Origin of the sequence: Cellulomonas persica (assembly GCF_007989825.1) — a bacterium.
GTDB classification, from domain to species: Bacteria; Actinomycetota; Actinomycetes; order Actinomycetales; family Cellulomonadaceae; genus Cellulomonas; species Cellulomonas persica.
Map to the genome: position 1 here is coordinate 1 of NZ_BJUA01000016.1, position 17,015 is coordinate 17,015.

The 17,015-nt window shown below is 71.2% G+C and carries 18 protein-coding genes; 6 read left to right on the forward strand and 12 right to left on the reverse strand.

All coding sequences use genetic code 11. The annotated features are described in order from the left end of the window. The 3 genes from CPE01_RS13740 to CPE01_RS13750 form a co-directional block, all read right to left on the reverse strand. Nucleotides 1-309: cupin domain-containing protein (locus tag CPE01_RS13740; protein ID WP_146807390.1), on the reverse strand; the 309-nt coding region annotated here is incomplete at its 3' end. A gap of 123 nt (nucleotides 310-432) precedes the next feature. Then, a complete protein-coding gene (locus CPE01_RS13745; protein ID WP_146807391.1) occupies nucleotides 433-2,433 on the reverse strand; it encodes a heavy metal translocating P-type ATPase in 2,001 nt (666 codons plus the stop codon). 91 nt (nucleotides 2,434-2,524) lie between these two features. Beyond that, the gene (locus tag CPE01_RS13750; protein WP_005053944.1) at nucleotides 2,525-2,758 is read right to left on the reverse strand and encodes a heavy-metal-associated domain-containing protein; all 234 of its coding nucleotides are present in this window, start codon (nucleotides 2,756-2,758) and stop codon (nucleotides 2,525-2,527) included. Between the two features lie 164 nt (nucleotides 2,759-2,922). Here CPE01_RS13750 and CPE01_RS13755 point away from each other — a divergent pair, with 164 nt between their 5' ends. Both CPE01_RS13755 and CPE01_RS16815 read left to right on the forward strand, forming a co-directional pair. Further along, nucleotides 2,923-3,606 carry a Crp/Fnr family transcriptional regulator gene (locus CPE01_RS13755; RefSeq protein WP_146807392.1) on the forward strand — a complete coding sequence of 228 codons (684 nt, stop codon included), beginning with the start codon at nucleotides 2,923-2,925 and terminating at the stop codon, nucleotides 3,604-3,606. Next, nucleotides 3,575-3,889, forward strand: coding sequence for a BREX system Lon protease-like protein BrxL (locus CPE01_RS16815; RefSeq protein ID WP_246783951.1), 315 nt, complete (start codon nucleotides 3,575-3,577; stop codon nucleotides 3,887-3,889). Before CPE01_RS13755 ends, CPE01_RS16815 begins: the two co-directional genes overlap by 32 nt. Here CPE01_RS16815 and CPE01_RS13765 read toward each other — a convergent pair. After that, nucleotides 3,869-4,729 carry an IS3 family transposase gene (locus CPE01_RS13765; protein WP_186811547.1) on the reverse strand — a complete coding sequence of 287 codons (861 nt, stop codon included), beginning with the start codon at nucleotides 4,727-4,729 and terminating at the stop codon, nucleotides 3,869-3,871. The two genes, CPE01_RS16815 and CPE01_RS13765, sit on opposite strands and share 21 nt — an antisense overlap. Further along, nucleotides 4,726-5,037, reverse strand: a complete 312-nt coding sequence (locus tag CPE01_RS13770; protein WP_146807394.1) for a transposase — start codon at nucleotides 5,035-5,037, stop codon at nucleotides 4,726-4,728. The genes CPE01_RS13765 and CPE01_RS13770 overlap by 4 nt, the downstream gene beginning before the upstream one ends. Nucleotides 5,038-5,318: 281 nt before the next feature. Here CPE01_RS13770 and CPE01_RS13775 point away from each other — a divergent pair, with 281 nt between their 5' ends. Beyond that, nucleotides 5,319-6,377: an IS110 family RNA-guided transposase gene (locus CPE01_RS13775; protein ID WP_222592934.1), complete on the forward strand. Its 1,059-nt coding sequence runs from the start codon at nucleotides 5,319-5,321 to the stop codon at nucleotides 6,375-6,377. 246 nt (nucleotides 6,378-6,623) lie between these two features. On the opposite strand, the gene CPE01_RS13785 is transcribed toward CPE01_RS13775, so the two are convergent. After that, nucleotides 6,624-7,442: a CYTH domain-containing protein gene (locus tag CPE01_RS13785; RefSeq protein WP_146807396.1), complete on the reverse strand. Its 819-nt coding sequence runs from the start codon at nucleotides 7,440-7,442 to the stop codon at nucleotides 6,624-6,626. Nucleotides 7,443-7,471: 29 nt separating this feature from the next. Further along, nucleotides 7,472-8,980 (reverse strand): Ppx/GppA phosphatase family protein, encoded by a 1,509-nt coding sequence (locus CPE01_RS13790; protein WP_146807397.1) that lies wholly within the window; start codon nucleotides 8,978-8,980, stop codon nucleotides 7,472-7,474. 310 nt (nucleotides 8,981-9,290) lie between these two features. Between CPE01_RS13790 and CPE01_RS13795 the strand changes: the two genes are divergently transcribed. After that, complete coding sequence (locus CPE01_RS13795) at nucleotides 9,291-13,256, forward strand: Ig-like domain-containing protein (protein ID WP_186811548.1); 3,966 nt, start codon at nucleotides 9,291-9,293, stop codon at nucleotides 13,254-13,256. 152 nt (nucleotides 13,257-13,408) lie between these two features. Here CPE01_RS13795 and CPE01_RS13800 read toward each other — a convergent pair whose 3' ends face one another. The 5 genes from CPE01_RS13800 to CPE01_RS16820 form a co-directional block, all read right to left on the reverse strand. Beyond that, the gene (locus tag CPE01_RS13800; protein ID WP_146807399.1) at nucleotides 13,409-13,921 is read right to left on the reverse strand and encodes a hypothetical protein; all 513 of its coding nucleotides are present in this window, start codon (nucleotides 13,919-13,921) and stop codon (nucleotides 13,409-13,411) included. A gap of 80 nt (nucleotides 13,922-14,001) precedes the next feature. Then, entirely contained in the window at nucleotides 14,002-14,160 is a 159-nt protein-coding gene (locus CPE01_RS16515) for a hypothetical protein (protein ID WP_186811549.1), read from the reverse strand. A 1-nt stretch (nucleotide 14,161) separates the two neighbouring features. Then, the gene (locus CPE01_RS13805; RefSeq protein ID WP_146807400.1) at nucleotides 14,162-14,704 is read right to left on the reverse strand and encodes an HAAS signaling domain-containing protein; all 543 of its coding nucleotides are present in this window, start codon (nucleotides 14,702-14,704) and stop codon (nucleotides 14,162-14,164) included. Nucleotides 14,705-14,718: 14 nt separating this feature from the next. Then, on the reverse strand, nucleotides 14,719-14,898 hold the full coding sequence (locus CPE01_RS16935) for a PadR family transcriptional regulator (protein ID WP_307723710.1): 180 nt from the start codon (nucleotides 14,896-14,898) through the stop codon (nucleotides 14,719-14,721). Between the two features lie 3 nt (nucleotides 14,899-14,901). Further along, complete coding sequence (locus tag CPE01_RS16820; protein ID WP_246783952.1) at nucleotides 14,902-15,060, reverse strand: hypothetical protein; 159 nt, start codon at nucleotides 15,058-15,060, stop codon at nucleotides 14,902-14,904. 114 nt (nucleotides 15,061-15,174) lie between these two features. Here CPE01_RS16820 and CPE01_RS13815 point away from each other — a divergent pair, with 114 nt between their 5' ends. Together CPE01_RS13815 and CPE01_RS13820 are read left to right on the forward strand one after the other, a co-directional pair. Next, nucleotides 15,175-15,798: a hypothetical protein gene (locus tag CPE01_RS13815; protein WP_146807401.1), complete on the forward strand. Its 624-nt coding sequence runs from the start codon at nucleotides 15,175-15,177 to the stop codon at nucleotides 15,796-15,798. 156 nt (nucleotides 15,799-15,954) lie between these two features. Further along, nucleotides 15,955-16,977, forward strand: coding sequence for a bile acid:sodium symporter family protein (locus CPE01_RS13820; RefSeq protein ID WP_307723707.1), 1,023 nt, complete (start codon nucleotides 15,955-15,957; stop codon nucleotides 16,975-16,977). Nucleotides 16,978-17,015 lie beyond the last annotated feature (38 nt).

The following is a 17,015-nucleotide window of genomic DNA, read 5'->3' on the forward strand; positions in this document are numbered from 1 at the left end:
CGACTCCTCGCCGGTGTTGCGGAAGTTATGCTGGGCGCCGGCAGGAACCGCGCACTGGTCGCCTGCCTCGATGGGGTGGGTGTGACCGTTGAGGTCCGCCTCGCCGATACCGGAGACAAAGGTCAGGATCTGGTCGGTGTGTTCGTGGACCTCGTCCCCGATCTCACCACCGGGCGGAATCGTCATGACGACGATCTGGGCGCGTTCGCCGGTCCACAGCACCTTCCGGAAGTCCGGATTGTCCCGGGCGACGTCCGCGATGGTGAAGTGCTCGACGTTGTCTCCAAGGGTGAAGTTCTTCTCGGTCATGGCTGATCTCCTCTGCTTCCTGTATGGCTGTCTCTATGTCGCTGTCTGAGTTTTCGTGCTTATCGCGTCCTCGGGATGACCCGGAGGCGTGCGGGCCCCAGGGCCCCGGTGCGGATTTGGATGTCAGGCGGTTACCTGCTGTGCCCCTTTCTCCGTGGTCCTCTCGGCCGGTGGCGTCGTGGTCGAACCGCGGGTCTTCCGTAGCAGTCGCATTGCGTTGATGATGACGACCAGTACGGAGGCTTCGTGGACGAGCATGCCGACGGACATGGTCACCCCGCCGGCGAAAACACCGGCCAGCAGCAGCACCACGGTGATCAGGGCGATCGCGATGTTCTGCCGCATCACGGACACAGTCCGCTTGGCCAGACCGATGGCTTCGGGCAGTTTGAGCAGGTTGTCGCCCATCAGGGCGATGTCCGCGGTCTCCACGGCCACGGCTGAACCGGCCGCGCCCATTGCCACGCCGATGTTCGCGGTGGCCAAAGCGGGGGCGTCGTTGACACCGTCCCCGACCATGGCAATCGTGTGGCCCTGGCGTTGCAACTGTGCGACCACGTCCAGCTTGTCTTCGGGGAGCAGGGAGGCGTGGATCTCGTCGATCCCGGTGGCCTTCCCGACGGCTTCGGCCACCAGTCGGGTGTCACCGGTGAGCATGACCACCTTCTCGACCCCGGCTCGGTGGAGCCGGGCGACCATCTCGGCGGCGTCCTGCCGGATCTGATCGGCCACGGCGACGACGCCGATCACCTGGTCGTCGACGGCCACGATCATCGGCGTCTTTCCATCGGAGGCCAGCGTTTCCGCCGCCCGAGCGGCGCTGCCGTCGTCGGGAACGCCGTACTGGTCCAGCAGCGGCGGGTTGCCGATGAGCACCCGTTGGCCGGCAACGTCGGACACGATGCCCTTACCGGGGACCGGGGTGACGGTGCCGGGGACCCCCTCGGGGGCCACCCCCTCATCGCGCGCCGTCTGAAGGATGGGACGGGCCAGCGGGTGCTCCGAACCAGCCTCGGCGGCCGCGGCCCAGCGCAGCACGTCGGCACGGTCCCGTGCCGAATCCAGGACCACGACATCGGTGAGGACAGGTTGGCCCTCGGTGAGGGTGCCGGTCTTGTCCACGGCGACCGCCGAGATCTTGGCCGAGGTCTCCAGGAACTCGCCGCCCTTGATCAGGATGCCATTACGGGCAGCCCGGCCGATGCCTGCCACGATCGCGACCGGAATGGAGATCACCAGGGCGCCGGGGCAGCCGATGACCAGCAGGGTCAACGCCAGGACCACATCACCAGCGATCAGTCCGGCCGCCAGTGCCAGCACCATGACGGCGGGGGTGTACCAGCGGGAGAAGCGGTCCATGAAGGCCTGGGTGCGGGCCTTGGCGTCCTGGGCCTCCTCCACCCGGTGGATGATGCGGGCCAGGGTGGTATCCGCGCCGATGCCGGTGGCCAGCACTTGCAGGAAGCCGCCGCGGGAGACAGTGCCGGCGAACACCTGGTCACCTTTGGATTTCTCCACCGGGATCGATTCGCCGGTGATGGAGGCCTCATCGATGGCGCCGGAGCCGGAGACGACCTGGCCGTCCACGGGGACCTTCGAGCCGTTCTTGACCAGGACGATCTCGCCCATTCTCACCTGTCCGGCAGGGATCTCCTGTTGTTCACCATCGCGCACAACGACGGCGGAATCCGGGGCGACGGCGACCAGCTCGGCCAGGGCCGAGCGGGTCCTGTTCAGGGTCGCCGCTTCCAGAGCGTGTCCGATGGCGAATAGGAACGTGACCGCCGCGGCCTCCCAGAAGTTGCCGATGATGACCGCGCCGATGGCCGCCACCGACACCAGCAGGTCGATGCCGATGACCTTGGCGATCAGCGCGCGAACCGCCTTGATCACGATCCCGTAGCCGGCGACCACGGCGGCGGCGACCATGAAGGCATCCGCGAGGGTGAAGACCGCGGTGGCATGGGTGGCGTGGGCGCCGGCATCGAGCCACCACTGGGGGCTGATGGTGAGGTTGGCCGCACCCTCGGCCAGCCGTTGAACGGCGAAGGAGATGATGATGAGTACGCCGGACACGACGGGGACCGACCAGTTCCCATAGACCCATTTCTGGAGCCTGTTCACTTTCGGGTACGACCTTTCTGCGATGAGTGCCAGCGGACCGGCAGATCGGGTATGAGCGAAAAATGCGCGACCCCACAGGGGCCCGCGTGCCTCAGAAGGCTGAAGGAGTGGCCTTATAGCCGGCCTTCGCCACGGCAGTCACGAGGTCATCCACGGAGACGCGCTCGGCGTCGTGGTCGATCTCGATGCGGGATGAGGCGAAATGGACCTTCACGTTCTCGACACCCTTGAGGCGGCCGACCTGCTTTTCGATCTTCGCCACGCAGGACGGGCAGGAGAATCCCTCGGCCCTCAAAAGGGTGTGGGTGGCGGTGGAGGTAGTCATTGTGAGAATCCCTTTCTTGGTGGTGTTCCGTATTGACACCTTCACGATAGGTTCGCGCCACTGCGAACTCCTTGACCCAGGTCAAGTCCGGACGGCACCGTACGAGGCGCCCCCTGGGGCATCTGGGACGGTGGCGCCCGCGCCGATTCCGGTAGGCTTGAGGCATGTCTGAGGATGACCTGTGCGTAGCTCGCGTACCGATCTTCCAAGGACTGACGCGCCAGGAGCAGCTGCACGTCGCCGACTTCGTTCGCCCGGTGTGCGTCCACAAGGGGGATATTGTTTGTTCCCCCGGACAGTCGGTGTCGCGTCTGCTGGTGATGCACAGCGGACAGCTCAAGGTCAGCCACACGGCGGCCAATGGTCAGGAACAGATTCTGCGAACGGTGACAGACGGTGATGTCGTGGGAGAACGGGCCTTCCTGACGGGCCACCGCCCGGTCGACCTCGTCGTCGCGCTAGAAGACAGTCGGATGTGCGTCTTCGACCACGCCGACCTCTCGGCCCTGCTCCGCGACTACCCCGACATCAGTCAGCGGATGCTGCGGACACTCTCCGACCGGCTCTCCTCAGTCGAGCGACTGCTGGGCGCCGTCACCTCCAGCGACGTCAACGCCCGCGTGGCGGCCTACCTGCTAGATCTGCCCGGCAGCATGCGAGCAGGCATACCCACGGTGAGGCTGCCGATGGCGAAACAAGACATCGCCGCCTACCTCGGAACCACGCCCGAAACCCTGAGCCGACGCCTCGCCGCGCTCTCCACCTCCGGCATCATCGAACTCCACGGACGCCGAGACGTCTCCATCCTCGACATTGATGCACTCGAACACGTCGCCACACCCCGATAGCCGGTACCGTCAGGATGCATCCGAGACGCGTCAAAGGCAGCGATGTAGGCCACTGCGCAACATCGACTACTCCGACCGCTACCAGCAGCACTTCACGCTCGGCTCCGACATCTCCACTCGGGACCGCGACGGCATCCACAAGACCTTCTCTGGCCTGATGAAGCTCATCTACCCGGGCGGCGAGGCCACGCAAGAGGAGATCGAGGAACTGCTGCGCTTCGCCGTCGAAGGACGTGACGTGGACCCCGTCGTTGTTGACGGGTCAGGTCGCTGTGGTGTGTAGGGATTCGGGGTCGGCCCAGGTGCGGGCGACCTCGGTGGGGGTGCGGTAGGCCAGCCCGGAGTGCGGGCGGTGGTGGTAGGTGTCGATGTACGAGGCGATCTCGTGACGTGCCTGGTCGATGGTCTCCCACTCGGTGCGCCAGGCGCAGCGCTTCTTGAACTGCCCGAACCAGGACTCGATGAACGCCTGGGACTCGGGGTCGCGGTAGCCGCCGCGGCGGTGGGTGATCCCGCGTGCGGACAGGTGCGTGCGGAAGCCCCGCGAGGTGAACTGCGACCCGTTGTCGGTCCCGAGCGTCAGACGCCCCGGCGTGACCGATCGCGCGAGGACAGCGCCCTCGACGCAGGCGATGGCTTCGTCGGTGCGGGTGCGCACGTCCAGGGTCCAGCCGGCGACTTCCCGGGTGCAGCAGTCCACGGCGACGTGCAGGTAGACCCAGCCGTGCGCCGCGGTCCAGACCGTGGTCATGTCCAGGTGCCACAGCTCGTCGGGGCGCCGCACCCGGAAGTAGCCGGGTCGGCGGCGTCGGTCGGTGTTCCGCGAGCGTTGCAGCAGCCCGTGGGCGCGCATGACGCGTTGCACGCGTTTGCGGTTGACCGGCTCACCGAGCGCTCGTGAGGCCAGGGCGGCGACCATCCGGGTGCCGTCGACCGGGTTCGCGCGGGCGACCTCGACGATCGCGTCGTCGCCTGGTCGACCGCGGCCCGGGCCGGCGCCTGGTGGGCGGCGCAAGATCGGCCGGTAGAGCGCCTGGCGGCTCACGCGAGCGACGCGTGCGACGACGGCGGGTTGGCGCCCGGTGGCGATCACGGCGCGGGCCCTGGACACCCGGGTGCTCACGTCCAGTCCCGCGAGAGTGCCCCCGCGATCTCCAGCTCGTAGGTCTTGCGCCCCAGGGACCGTTCCAGGGCGGCGACCTTCTTCTTCAGCTCCACGACCTCGACGTGCTCCGGCGTCCGGGCGTTCGATGACGCGAGGGCGGCCTTGCCGCCCTCGAGCAGCTTGTCCCGCCAGGAGTAGTAGAGCGTCTCGGAGATCTCGTACTCGCGGCACACGTCCCGCACGGACCGGTCCCCGCGCAACCCCGCGAGCACGACTTCGGTCTTCTGCTCCGGCGTGAACTGCCGGTACTTGCGCTTCTCGCTCATCAGCCCTCCTCGGGCGATCGAGCGACCATCGTCCCCAAGCCCGACGGCTCAGGGAAGTGTCAACGAGCCAACGGGGTCCTCGTCAGTGGCCGCGCGTGTGACCCTTCGCCTGACTGGCTTGGTGCCTTTGAGCGGACTTGTCCGCGCGTGGTTGCCGGCCCCGGCCCGACCGGAGTTGCTGGCCTGATCAGGAGCTTGACCGCCCGTGGCTGCGGGCGTGTCCCGTCACAGTCCTGCCGTCTCCGACCGGACCGGAACCTACGTTCCCCCAGTCCGAGGAGATGAACGCGATGCCCAGTCTTGCCGAAGTCGTCGATGTCGTCATCGGGGTCGACACCCACAAGCACACCCACACCGCCGCGGTCGTCGATGCGGCCACCGGCGGGCTGCTCGCCGAGCTGACGGTGTCCACTGATCCGGGCGGCTACGGCCGGCTGCTGCAGTGGGCGGGCGAGCACGGCCAGGCCCGCGCCTGGGCGTTGGAAGGTGCCGGCGGCTACGGAGCGGGCCTGGCCCGGCACCTGGGCGCCGCCGGCGAGCAGGTCGTCGAGCTGGACCGTCCCGCGCGGGCCGCGCGCCGCCATGGCGCGAAGTCCGACTCGCTGGACGCCGCCCGGGCTGCCCGGGAGGCCCTCGGGCGGGCGCGTCTGGCGCAGGTCAAGACCGACGGGCCGCGCGGTCAGCTGGCCGCGTTGACGGCCGCGCGCCGGTCCGCGGTCGAGGCCGCCACGCTCGCGCAACGACAGCTGCACGCGCTGGTGATCGCCGCCCCCGAGACGCTGCGCGCGCTGTTCCGTGGCCGGTCGACCACCGCGATGACCACGACCGCTGCCCGGCTGCGCACCCGGGCCGGCTGGGACGCGCACACCGTCACGACCGCGTCGGTGCTGCGCGCGCTGGCGCGGCGCGCGCGGGCGTTGCAGACCGAGGCCCGCGACCACGAGAACGCGATGGCCCAGATCGTGCGGGCCTGGCGACCGGACCTGCTCGAGCAGCCCGGCGTCGGGACGATCGTCGCCGCGCAGATCTTGATCTGCGGGTCCCACCCCGGACGGATCCGTTCCGAGGCCGCGTTCGCGATGCTCGCCGGCACCGCGCCGATCCCTGCCTCCTCCGGCCTGCGCACCCGCCACCGCCTCAACCGCTCCGGCGACCGACAGCTCAACCGCGCCCTGCACGTCGTCGCACTATCGCGCGCCCGCTACGACCAGACCACCCGCGACTACATCGAACGCCGCCGAGCCCAGGGCAAGACCGACCGCGAGATCCGACGCTGCCTCAAGCGCTACATCGCCCGAGACCTGTTCCGACAACTCGAACACGGCGTGCTACCGGCTTGACGAACCATAGGAGCGTCCGCACCATCCGACCGCGCGAGTCCGCCACTGCCGGCCCCGACGAACGGCGGTCCTGCTTGTAGAAGCCGCGTGACCTGCGCAAAGATAGGGTTTTCAGGGCTGGGCAGGGGTTCTCAAACTCTCTACGCAGGTCCACCCCGTCAGGGCCTCGCACCTCGGTGCGGGGCCCTGAGGCGTTCTCCGGCTGTGCCCGAGCGCCGTGCCCGAGCACTGTGCCCGACGAGCAGGTCACGCGCCCGCGGACCCCGCCTGAGCCGCGAGCTCGGCGGCGAAGAACTCCAGCGCCGTCCTCGTCTTGGTCTGCTGGTCGCCGCCCAGCGGCACGCCCTTCGACGTCAGGAACCGCCGCGTCTCGAGCGCCACGGCGACGGCCTCGCCCGGTGCGCACTTCGTGGAGAGCTCGACGACGCGCGCCCCGTCGGGGTACGTCCAGAGCTCGACGACGAGCCGCCGCGAGAACCCGGCCGGCTCGAGCCGCTGCTTGAGCACGAGGATCGGACCGAGCACCGCGAGGTCGTCGATCTCGAGCCCCTGCGGCGCGTGCGCCGCGAGGAACCGCCGCTGCTCCTTGGAGAACAGGCCGTGCAGAGGCTGCCTCCCGGTCACCGCGGGCAGGACGGCGTCGGGCGGGACACGGTGGCGCATCGACGCCGAGCACACGTAGCCGCCGGGCATCGCGTCGAGCTCGACGGTGAGCTGCGGCGAGCGACGGACGTCCGCGGGCAGGTCGTCGGGGACCACCGGTCGCAGCTTGACCGTCGAGTCCGCGTCGCGGCCCTGGATGCGTCGGGCGCGGACGACGACGCCGCTGCGGTCCAGCGCGAGGTCGGGGGTGTCGAAGAAGTACACCTGCCGGATCTGCGCGGCGATCGGGTCGATCTCGAGTGCCCGCGCGCCCACGCGGTACGCGCTCGCGGGCACGGTGAGCTTGAGCTCGACCGAGTCGGACTGCGCGACGAGGTCCATCATCGCGAGCACGGACGCTGGGACCAGCGTGGGGGCCGGGCCCGGGTCCGTGCCGGGTTCCGTGCTCGGGCCTGCGCTCATGGGGTTCCTCCTCGGGTCACGACGCGAGCTCAGCCGAACGCCTCGGCGCGCACGCCGTAGCGCAGGCCGCGGTCGCTGACGGTCAGGGCGTCGGCGCCCAGCCGGTCGAGCACGGAGCGGACGATGCATGCGCCGGCCAGGATCACCTCCGCGCGGGCGGGCTGCAGGCCGACGATCGCCCGGCGCTCCTCGGGACCGCTCGTGCGGTACAGCTCGATCTGCCGGTCGATCTCGGCGCGGTCCAGCACCGTGCCCTGCACGACGTCCGGGTCGTACGAGCTCAGCCCGTGGCGCACCGCGGCGAGGTTGGTGACGGCACCGCCCATCGCGACGACCGAGTCCGGCACCGGGCGGCCGTCGAGGCGCCCGAGGTCGGCGGCGATCGCGGCGAGCGCGTCGTCGAGCACGTCGCGACCGACCACGGAGTCCAGACCGAACCGCTCGGTGAACCGGACGGCGCCCACCTCGACGCTGAACCGCTCGTCGACCCGGCCAGCGGTCCCGAACGTGAACTGCGAGCTGCCGCCGCCGGTGTCGAACACGACCTGCCGCCCCGCGAGCGGCAGCTCGGCGGTGGCCGCGCGGTAGGCCAGACGCGCCTCCTCCTCGCCCGAGATGACCTGCAGGACCACACCGGCCCGCTGCGCGACGGCGTCCACGACGTCCGCCGCGTTCGGGGCGATGCGCATCCCGGCGGTCCCGACGGCGGCGATCTCGACCGCGCCGAGGGTGCGCGCCTCGTCGGCCATGCGGGTGATCGCGTCGACGGTGCGGGCCACCGGCTCCGGGCGGAGGCGCCCCGTCTCGCGCAGGCCGTCGCCGAGGCGCGTGATGTCCGCCCGGTCGAGCACGGTCGTCCACGTGCCGTCGGCGTGCCGCTCGCCCACGTGGAGCTTGACCGAGTTCGTGCCGACGTCGATCACCGCGAAGCGGCCCGGTCGCGGGCCCAGGAGCGCCTCCAGGCCGCGCGGGTAGGAGGTGTTCGCGCGGTGCCCGAGGCCGAGTGCGCGCACCGTCGCCCGGACGAGGTCGGGATCCGCGTGCTCTACGGCGATGGTGCGCGTGCTGCCGTGGCTGGTCCGCACGTGCGTCAGCTCGGCGGGGCAGCCGTCGAGCGTGTAGCGGCGGCGCTCCTTGTGCACCTCGACGACGAGCACGTCGGGTGCCGTCGCGGCGAGGGCGTCCAGGAGCCCGGGGAGCGAGTGCGCGTCGCGCACGGGCAGGCCCGCGCCCTCGACGCCGAGCGCCTCGAGGACCGCGAGCGCGTCGTCGTGCGTGAGCGGGAACGGGGACTTGCGTTCGGGCGCCCACCGCTGCAGGCCGTCGGGGCTCACGTCGTGCAGGCGCTTGACGTCCATGAGCTCGTCACGCACCTTGACGACCGTGCCGCGTCCCGACGACGAGCGCCCGGGCGCCAGGAGGTAGAGCTCGTCGCTGTCGTGCACCTGGTCCGGCTCACGCGCGGCGAGGACGGCCTCGGCGGCACCGAGGTGCTGACCGAAGGTCCGCCACTCCCAGCGCGGGACCACCACAGGCATCTTCCGACCACCTTCGTCGTGCGGCCGACCTGCTCGCGAGCGTACTGGCGGGTGTGACGACTCGCCCGCCGAGTCCTGGTTTTCCCGTGGAGTCCGGTTAACACGCTCAGAACATGCGCCCGCGAACTGTGACGCGGAGGAAACATGCTCACAACCTCTGGTGCGCGCGCCTTCGTAGCGTCAGGCACGGTCCCGCTCGCCCCCGTCGGGACCCTCCCCCAGGTAAAGGAACGACGTGCGAACTCCCCCGCGCTCGAGGATCACGGCGGTCGCTCTCGCCGTGGCGCTCACGACAGGAACCTTGACGACGGTGGCCACGGCGGCGAACGCCGCGGGCACCCCGACCACGACGAACGGCGAGGTCGCCTCCGGCGACGACTGGTCGGTCACCGACCTCGGTGGCATGTACCAGGTCACGCTCGACCTCGACCGCCCGCTCGAGATGCGCAGCGACGCCCCCACGCTGCTCGTCGACGGCAAGCAGGTCGGTCTCGCGACCGAGTCCGCCACGGGCCGTGCGCTGACGGTCCTGACCGACGACGCCTCCGTCCTGACCGCGAAGAGCGTCGAGGCGGGCTGGTTCAGTGACGCCGGCACGATGTCGGTGAAGCCCACCGACATCGCCGAGGCGCCCGAGCCCGGTGACATCGAGGACGCCCCGCAGGGCACTCCCGACCCGTCCGTCCCGGGGGAGTACAGCTACTCCAAGGCGCTGTACTCGTTCGGCAACACCGCGATCGAGCTCGCCGGCATCGGCGGCATCCGCGGCGAGGTCGAGGGCAAGATCTACCTGCCCGACACCGACGAGGCCGCGCCCGTCGTGCTGTTCCTGCACGGCCGTCACACCTCGTGCGGCGGGTCGGGCTCGAACCCGGCGCGCTGGCCCTGCCTCCCGACGCAGACGAACATCCCGAGCTACGCGGGCTACGACGGCGCCGCCGAGGCGCTGGCCAGCCACGGCTACGCCGTGATCTCGATCGGTGCGAACGCGGTCAACGCGAACGACAACCAGCTCGCGCTCGACTACGGCGCGCAGGCGCGCGGCCAGCTCATCCTCGACACGCTCGCGATCTTCCGGGACGCGAACGAGGGCACGTCCACGACGCTGCACGACGCGCAGACGGATGCGGACGTCACGCTCGCCGACGCGCTCGCGGGCAACGAGGGGCTGCCCGCCGCGGCGCTCGACGACGAGATCGTCGAGCTGACGCCGGCCGACCTCGTCGGCAAGCTCGACTTCTCGCGCGTCGGCCTCATGGGCCACTCGCGCGGTGGCGAGGGCGTCACGTCGGCCGCGACGCTCAACGCCGGCCTCGAGGACCCGTTCGACATCGTCTCGATCCTGCCCCTCGCCCCGGTCGACTTCGGCCGCATGACGACGCCGGACATCCCGACGATGCTCCTGCTGCCCTACTGCGACGGCGACGTGTCGAGCCAGCAGGGCCAGCACATGAACGACGACTCGCGCTACGCGTTCGACGACGACGTGCTCCGCACCGACGTGTGGGTCATGGGCGCCAACCACAACTTCTTCAACACGGTCTGGACCCCGTCGCAGTACCCGCTCTCGTCCTCGGACGACTGGTCGGGGACGAACCCGACGTCGGCCCGCTCGACGGACTCCGTCTGCGGCACGACGGGTGACGCGGTCGGCACGACGATCCGCCTGACGGACGCCGAGCAGTACGACGTGGGCACGACGCTCATGTCCGGCTGGTTCCGCCTGACGGTCGGCGGCGAGGACGAGTTCCTGCCGATGTTCGACGGCTCGGGCGCGAAGGTCGACTCGACGCAGGACGTCGACATCCGCGTCTCGGCGACGCAGCCCTCGTCGGCCCGGACCGACATCGCGACGCTCACGACGGCCGGTGCCGCCCGCACGTACGGCACGGCCACGGCCACGCTGTGCGCATCGATGTCGGGGCGTGCCGTCCCGCAGGTGCTGCCGTACTGCTCGACGCTCGCGTCGTCACAGCTGCCGCACTGGACCTCGGTCCGCTTCGGTGGGGACGTCCCCGCGAGCCCGATGACCCGGATGCAGTGGACCAGCGGCACGGGCGAGATCCGCGTCTCGGTCCCGCGCGCGGCGCGTGACGCCTCGGCGCACGAGTTCCTGACGATCAAGGCCTCGCCCGACGAGTCGGTCGCGTACGGCACCGGCACGGACCTGACGATCACCCTCGTCGACGGCACCGGCGCGACGTCGACGGCTAAGGTCTCGGAGCTCAACCCGAACGCCCTGGTCCGTCTGCCCCAGAGCACGCAGAACCCCACGACGCTCGGCAAGATCGTCCTGCACGAGGTCCGGCTCCCGCTGGACGCGGTGGACATCGACCTGACGGACGTGCGTGAGGTCCGCATCAAGGCGGGCGTCGGCCTGGGCGACTCGGTCAGCGGCGGCGTGTTCCTCACGGACCTCGCGTTCGCGTCGTCCGCGCTCGGGACCGCGGCCCCCGCGACCGAGATCACGGTCGGCACGGCTCCCGTCCGGGTCGAGGAGGGCATGGGCCCCGACGAGGCGCTCATCCCGGTCCACCTCTCGAAGCCCTCGACGAAGCCCGTCACCGCCTACGTCTCGGCGATCGGCGGCACGACCGCCACCGCCAAGGCCGGCATGCAGATGCGCAAGGTCGTCTTCGCCCCGGGCGAGACGTGCACGACCGTCCCGGTCGCCACGTACGGCGACGCGGCGGCGAGCTCGGCGGCCACCACGACCTACACGATCGCCGTGACCAACACGAGCAACGCCGTGATGGGCTCCGACGCGTTCGCGCCGCTCGTCGTCCGCGAGGACGACGGCGTGACCTCGGGCACTGCGGCCCCCGCGTACGGCGTGCAGGGTGACCCGTGCGCCGAGCTGACGGCCGCGCCGGGCACGCTCACGCCGGGTGCGGACAAGGTCGGCCCGGGCGAGACCCTCACCGTCACCGGCGGCGGGTTCCGCGCGTCGGAGTCGGTCGCGTTCACCCTCGGCAGTGGCACGGCCTCGGCCGTCGCGGCCGGCGACGGCACGGTCACGGCCGAGGTCGTCGTACCGGACGACGTCACGCTCGGCTCGGTCGGCATCTCGGCGGTCGGCGCCGGCTCGGGCCGCACGGCCACCGGCACGGTCACCGTGCTCGCACCCACCTCGACGCAGCTCGCGCTCTCGCCCGAGCTGCCGGGGATCGAGGAGGCCGTCACCCTGACGGCGACAGTCGAGGGTGCCGAGACCGAGGGCACGGTCACGTTCCTCGACGGCGAGACCGTGCTCGGCACGGCCGACGTGGTCGAGGGCGTCGCGACGCTCGAGGTCGCCGAGGGCTTCGCCGCCGGTGAGCACGCGCTCGTCGCGACGTTCGGCGAGACGGCCACCGCCGCCTCCTCGACGTCCGAGGTCGTCTCGTTCCTGCTCAGCAAGGGCCTGTCGACCATCTCGATGGCGCTCGGCACCACGAGCACCGTGTACGGCACGCCGATCACCGGCACCGTCGCGGTCGACGGGGCGTCCACCGGCACCGTGACTCTCACCTACGGCACGACGTCGACGACGCTCACGCTCGTCGGCGGCACCGCGAAGGTCGCGCTCCCGGCCGGGCTGACGCCCGGTGCCTACACGGTCACCGCGACGTTCGACGGCACGACGAAGGTGGCGGCGAGCGGCACGGTCTCCGCCGACGTGACGGTCGCCAAGAAGGCCACGTCCGCCACGGTGACGGCTCCGACGTCCGTCACGGTCGGCGGCAAGGTCTCCGGCACGGTGACGCTGTCCGGCGGCACCGCCGGCACGAAGCCGGGCGGCAAGGTCACCGTGCAGGTCAAGAAGGGCAGCGGCTCGTGGTCCACGGCCACGACCGTGAGCCTGACCAGCAAGGGCACCGCGTCCTACTCGTTCACCGCGCCGACCAGCGCCGTGACCCTGTCGGTCCGTGCGGTGTACGCCGGTGACGCCCGCTACGTCGCGTCGACGTCGCCGGCGAAGGCGGTCAGCGTGGTCAAGAAGGCCACGAAGACCTCGGTCTCGGTGAGGTCGTCGGCCAAGGTGCGCGCCAAGGTCACCGCGACGATCGCCGTCAGCCCGAGCTCGGCGACGGCCGGCGCCTCGGTGAAGGTCTACACGCAGCAGCCGGGTGGTTCGTGGAAGCTCCTGACCACGAAGAAGCTCGGGGCCGACGGCAAGGCCACGGTCACCGTGTCCGGCTCGAAGGTCGGCACGCTGCACGTCAAGGCCGTCTACGGCGGCAGCGGCACGCTGTCCGCCAGCACCGGGACGGCCTCGGTGAAGGTCACCAGGTGATGCTCATGCGGTGACGTCCGCGTCGACGAGCTCGTCGACGAACCGCACGACGAGGCCCCGGCTCCCCCGATCCGGGGCCTCGTCGTGCGTCGGGTGCGGCTACCCCCTGCTCAGCCGCACCCTGCCTCACACACTGCGCAGGGGGCTCGACGTCATGCGGTCCTCTGTGTCGGGCAGGACCCGCCGCACAGGAACGGTGCGACGGTGTACTGCGCGCCCACGTTGCCGCGCAGCAACCACGACAGGACCAGCGCGGGCGCCGTCCGCGCGGTGTGCCGCCAGCCCGGCCCGACGCGCACCACGGGCGCGTGCCCGCAGCGGCGCGTCACGCGGGACACCACGGTGACCGCGGCGCCCGGGTCGTTGCCGGTGCCGATCTGGTGGGTTCCGAGCTCGCCGGTGAGCTCGACCAGGAAGCACGAGCCGTCACCGGGGACGGCGCGGACCACCTGCGCGAGACGGACGTCGGTGACCTCGAGCGTGACGATCACGGCGTCGCCCGCCGCGAGGCGGGTGAGGTGGGAACCGAGCGCGGCCGCCGGCAGTGGCGACCACCGATCCGGTTCGGAGGCGGACATGACGAGGAGCTCGCGTGCAGGCTCACGCGAGGTCCAGGCGGACGGGACGGTGTCTGGCACGGCGGACCGCGCGGGCGGGCGGTGCACGGTTTCTCCTTCGTGTAGCGGCTGCGCGACGGGTCGGCCGACGTCGCACCGCAGCCGGGGTGCGTGTCGGGTGGGCGGCCTCACGGCGAGGTGCGGGCTGTCCGTCGGTGCTCGGATCCGGCACCGCGCAGGACGAGCGCGATGCGTTGGTGCAGCGGCAGCGCGAGCAGTGCGCGCCGCTGCAGGTAGGCCGCGCGGCGGACCGCCCGCGAGGCGTCGTCGGACCGCGTGGCGGCCACGTCAGCGTTCGGCGACGGGCTCACTGTGCACCGGGCCGGGTTCGGGGGTGGTGTCTCCCGCTGCGAGCAGCAGGAGGGCGAGCAGGCCGCTGAGCACGAGCGTCGTGCCGGACACGACGACAGCCGACCACGCCAGCGTGGTCCGGCCGGCGGGCCGGCGGACCCGGACGACCGCGACGACGAGCGCGACGAGCGCGAGCGGGATCGCGACGAACGGGCTGAGGACGAGGGAGAGCAGGGCGACCACCGAGGCGACGAGCGCCACGACCGAGCCGGGGTCCGGCCGTGCGGGCGTGGGCGCCGGCTGCAGGACGGTCACGGTCGGGACAGTGGCGACGGGCGTCGTGCCCGCGGCGATCGCGTCGACCGAGCCGAGCCCCGCGAGCACCGCGCGCACCTCGTCGGACGAGGGCGACTCGCCCAGCGCCTCCTCGAGGTGCTCGCGCACGGCCTCGAGCGTGTCCTGGTGCTCGCGCGGGTCGGAGCCGGCGAGCGCGCGGTCGAGGTCCGCGAGGTACGCCTGGACGAGCGGGTGCTCTGACATGGGTGTCGTCCTTGTCATCGGGACTCTGCCAGCACGGTGTCGACGTCCTGCCGGAACGGCTCCCACGCACGGGTGAACTGCTCGAGCGCGTACCTGCCGTCCGCGGTCAGCTCGTAGTAGCGGCGCGGAGGACCGCTCGTCGACTCCTGCCACGTGGTCTCGACCCAGCCGAGCCGGCGTAGTCGCGACAGCAGCGGTTACAGCGTTCCCTCGCTCGCGAAGAGCACCTGGTGACGTGACAGCCGGGTCGCGAGCTCCAGCCCGTAGGCCCGGCCGGAGTGCAGGCAGGCGAGCACGCAGTACTCCAGAACCCCCTTGCGCAGCTGCGTCAGCAGCGCGTCTGACTCTGCGGCCATGTGGGGGAACGTAGCAGTCTCTTGCGGCGCAAGGTAGTGATTGTTGCAAAGATCTCTGCTTTGGTGGGAACCTGCGGCGGCCGCAGCCGTCCGCCGACCCGACAAGGGGGTTATGTGCACCACGCGAAGAAGCTCGTGACCGCGGTCGTGACCGCGGCGCTGCTCGTTGCCGGCGGCTCGGTGGCCCACGGCGAGGACGGGGTCGACGACGACCTCGACCCGCAGCTCGCCGCCTACCTCGAGACGCTGGACCCCGCCGAGCGCGAGCAGTTCATCGAGACGCAGCTCCCGGAGACCGTCGACGTCACCGTGGGCTCACAGCTGCCTGCCGACAGCACCGCGCTCGCGTCGGTCCTGGCGTCACGCATCGCCGGGCGGTCCGTCACCCCGATGGCGACCGGGTGCTGGTCGCAGCGCTGGACCTGGGCGCCCAAGGCCGCGGCCGGCAACACGCTCTACACGTACTACCACGTCGGCCACTGGTGCTCGTCCGGCTCCACCGTCACGAGCGCGAAGATCGCCGACTACGGCGGCGAGACCTCGACGCCCGGCTGGTCCTACGAGGGGGTGGTCGGCAGCGGCAAGGGCGTCGTCTCGAACGAGGGACGCTCGTACACCCGGCACAAGTTCGAGCTGTCCGTCGGCTCGTGGGTCGTGCAGACCAAGACGCCGTGCGGGCGCGTCAAGGGCAAGTCCTCCGGGAGCTCGAGCGCCGACGCGACCTGCGGCATCTACTGACGTCCCGTCCGCCGCAGCGGGCGTGGGCCACGGCGGTGGCCGATCGGGAGGGCGATCGGCCACCGCACGGCCGCGCTCCCGGGTGCGCGGGCCGCGCGGGCAGGACGTGCCGCGGCGCGCAGGGGGCGCCGCGGCACGTGAGGCAGGATGGCGTCCGTGCCTGACCGCGACCCCAGCCCGGAGCCCGACCAGGACGACGAGGCGCGCCCGAGGACGGTGCTGACCCGCGTCAAGGCCTGGGTCGACCCGCTCGTCGTGATGATCGTCGCGGTCCTCGTCGTCGGGCTGCTGTGGCCCGCACACGGCGCGTTCGCCGACGTGCTGGAGGTCGTGCGGACCGGCGCGATCGTCGTCCTGTTCTTCCTGTACGGCGCGCGCATGCCGACCCACGAGGTGCTGCGCGGCCTGCGCAACTGGCGGCTGCAGGGCTCGATGCTCGCCGCGACCTACGTCGTGTTCCCGGCTCTCGGGCTCCTGGCGCAGCTCGTGCCGGACGCGTTCCTGGCCCCCGAGCTGCAGACCGGGCTGCTCTACCTGTCCGTGCTGCCCTCGACCGTGCAGGCCTCGATCGTCTTCACGTCGCTCGCGCGCGGCAACGTGGCCGGCGCGATCACGGGCGCGACCCTCTCCAACGTCCTCGGGGTCGTCCTGACGCCCCTGCTCGTGACGCTCCTGCTCGGCGCGTCCACCGGCGGCCTCGACGCCGGCTCGGTGCGGGGGGTCGTGCTGCACATCCTGCTGCCGTTCGTCGCAGGTCAGGTCGTCGAGCGCCGGCTCGGGCCGTGGCTGCGTGCCCGCCCGCTGCTGACGCGTGTGTGCGACCGGCTCGTGATCCTGCTCGTCGCCTACACGTCGGTGAGCGAGGCGCAGGCCACCGGGGCGTGGGACCACGTGACCCTCGCCGCACTCGGCGCGCTCGTCGTCGTGTGCGGCGTGCTGCTGGCCGCGATGCTGAGCCTGACGTGGTGGAGCGGTGCGCGGATCGGGTTGGACCGGCCCGACCGGGTCGCGCTGCTCATGTGCGGCTCGAAGAAGAGCCTCGCGACCGGGCTGCCGATGGCTGCGGTGCTGTTCGCGCCGGTGGTGGCGGCGAGCGTCGCCCTGCCGGTGATCGTGTTCCACCAGATCCAGCTCGCGACCTGTGCCGTGGTCGCCCGGAGGCTGGGTGCGGTCAGGTAGCGTGCCGCCTGACGATTCGTCCGGCTCCACCGGTCCCG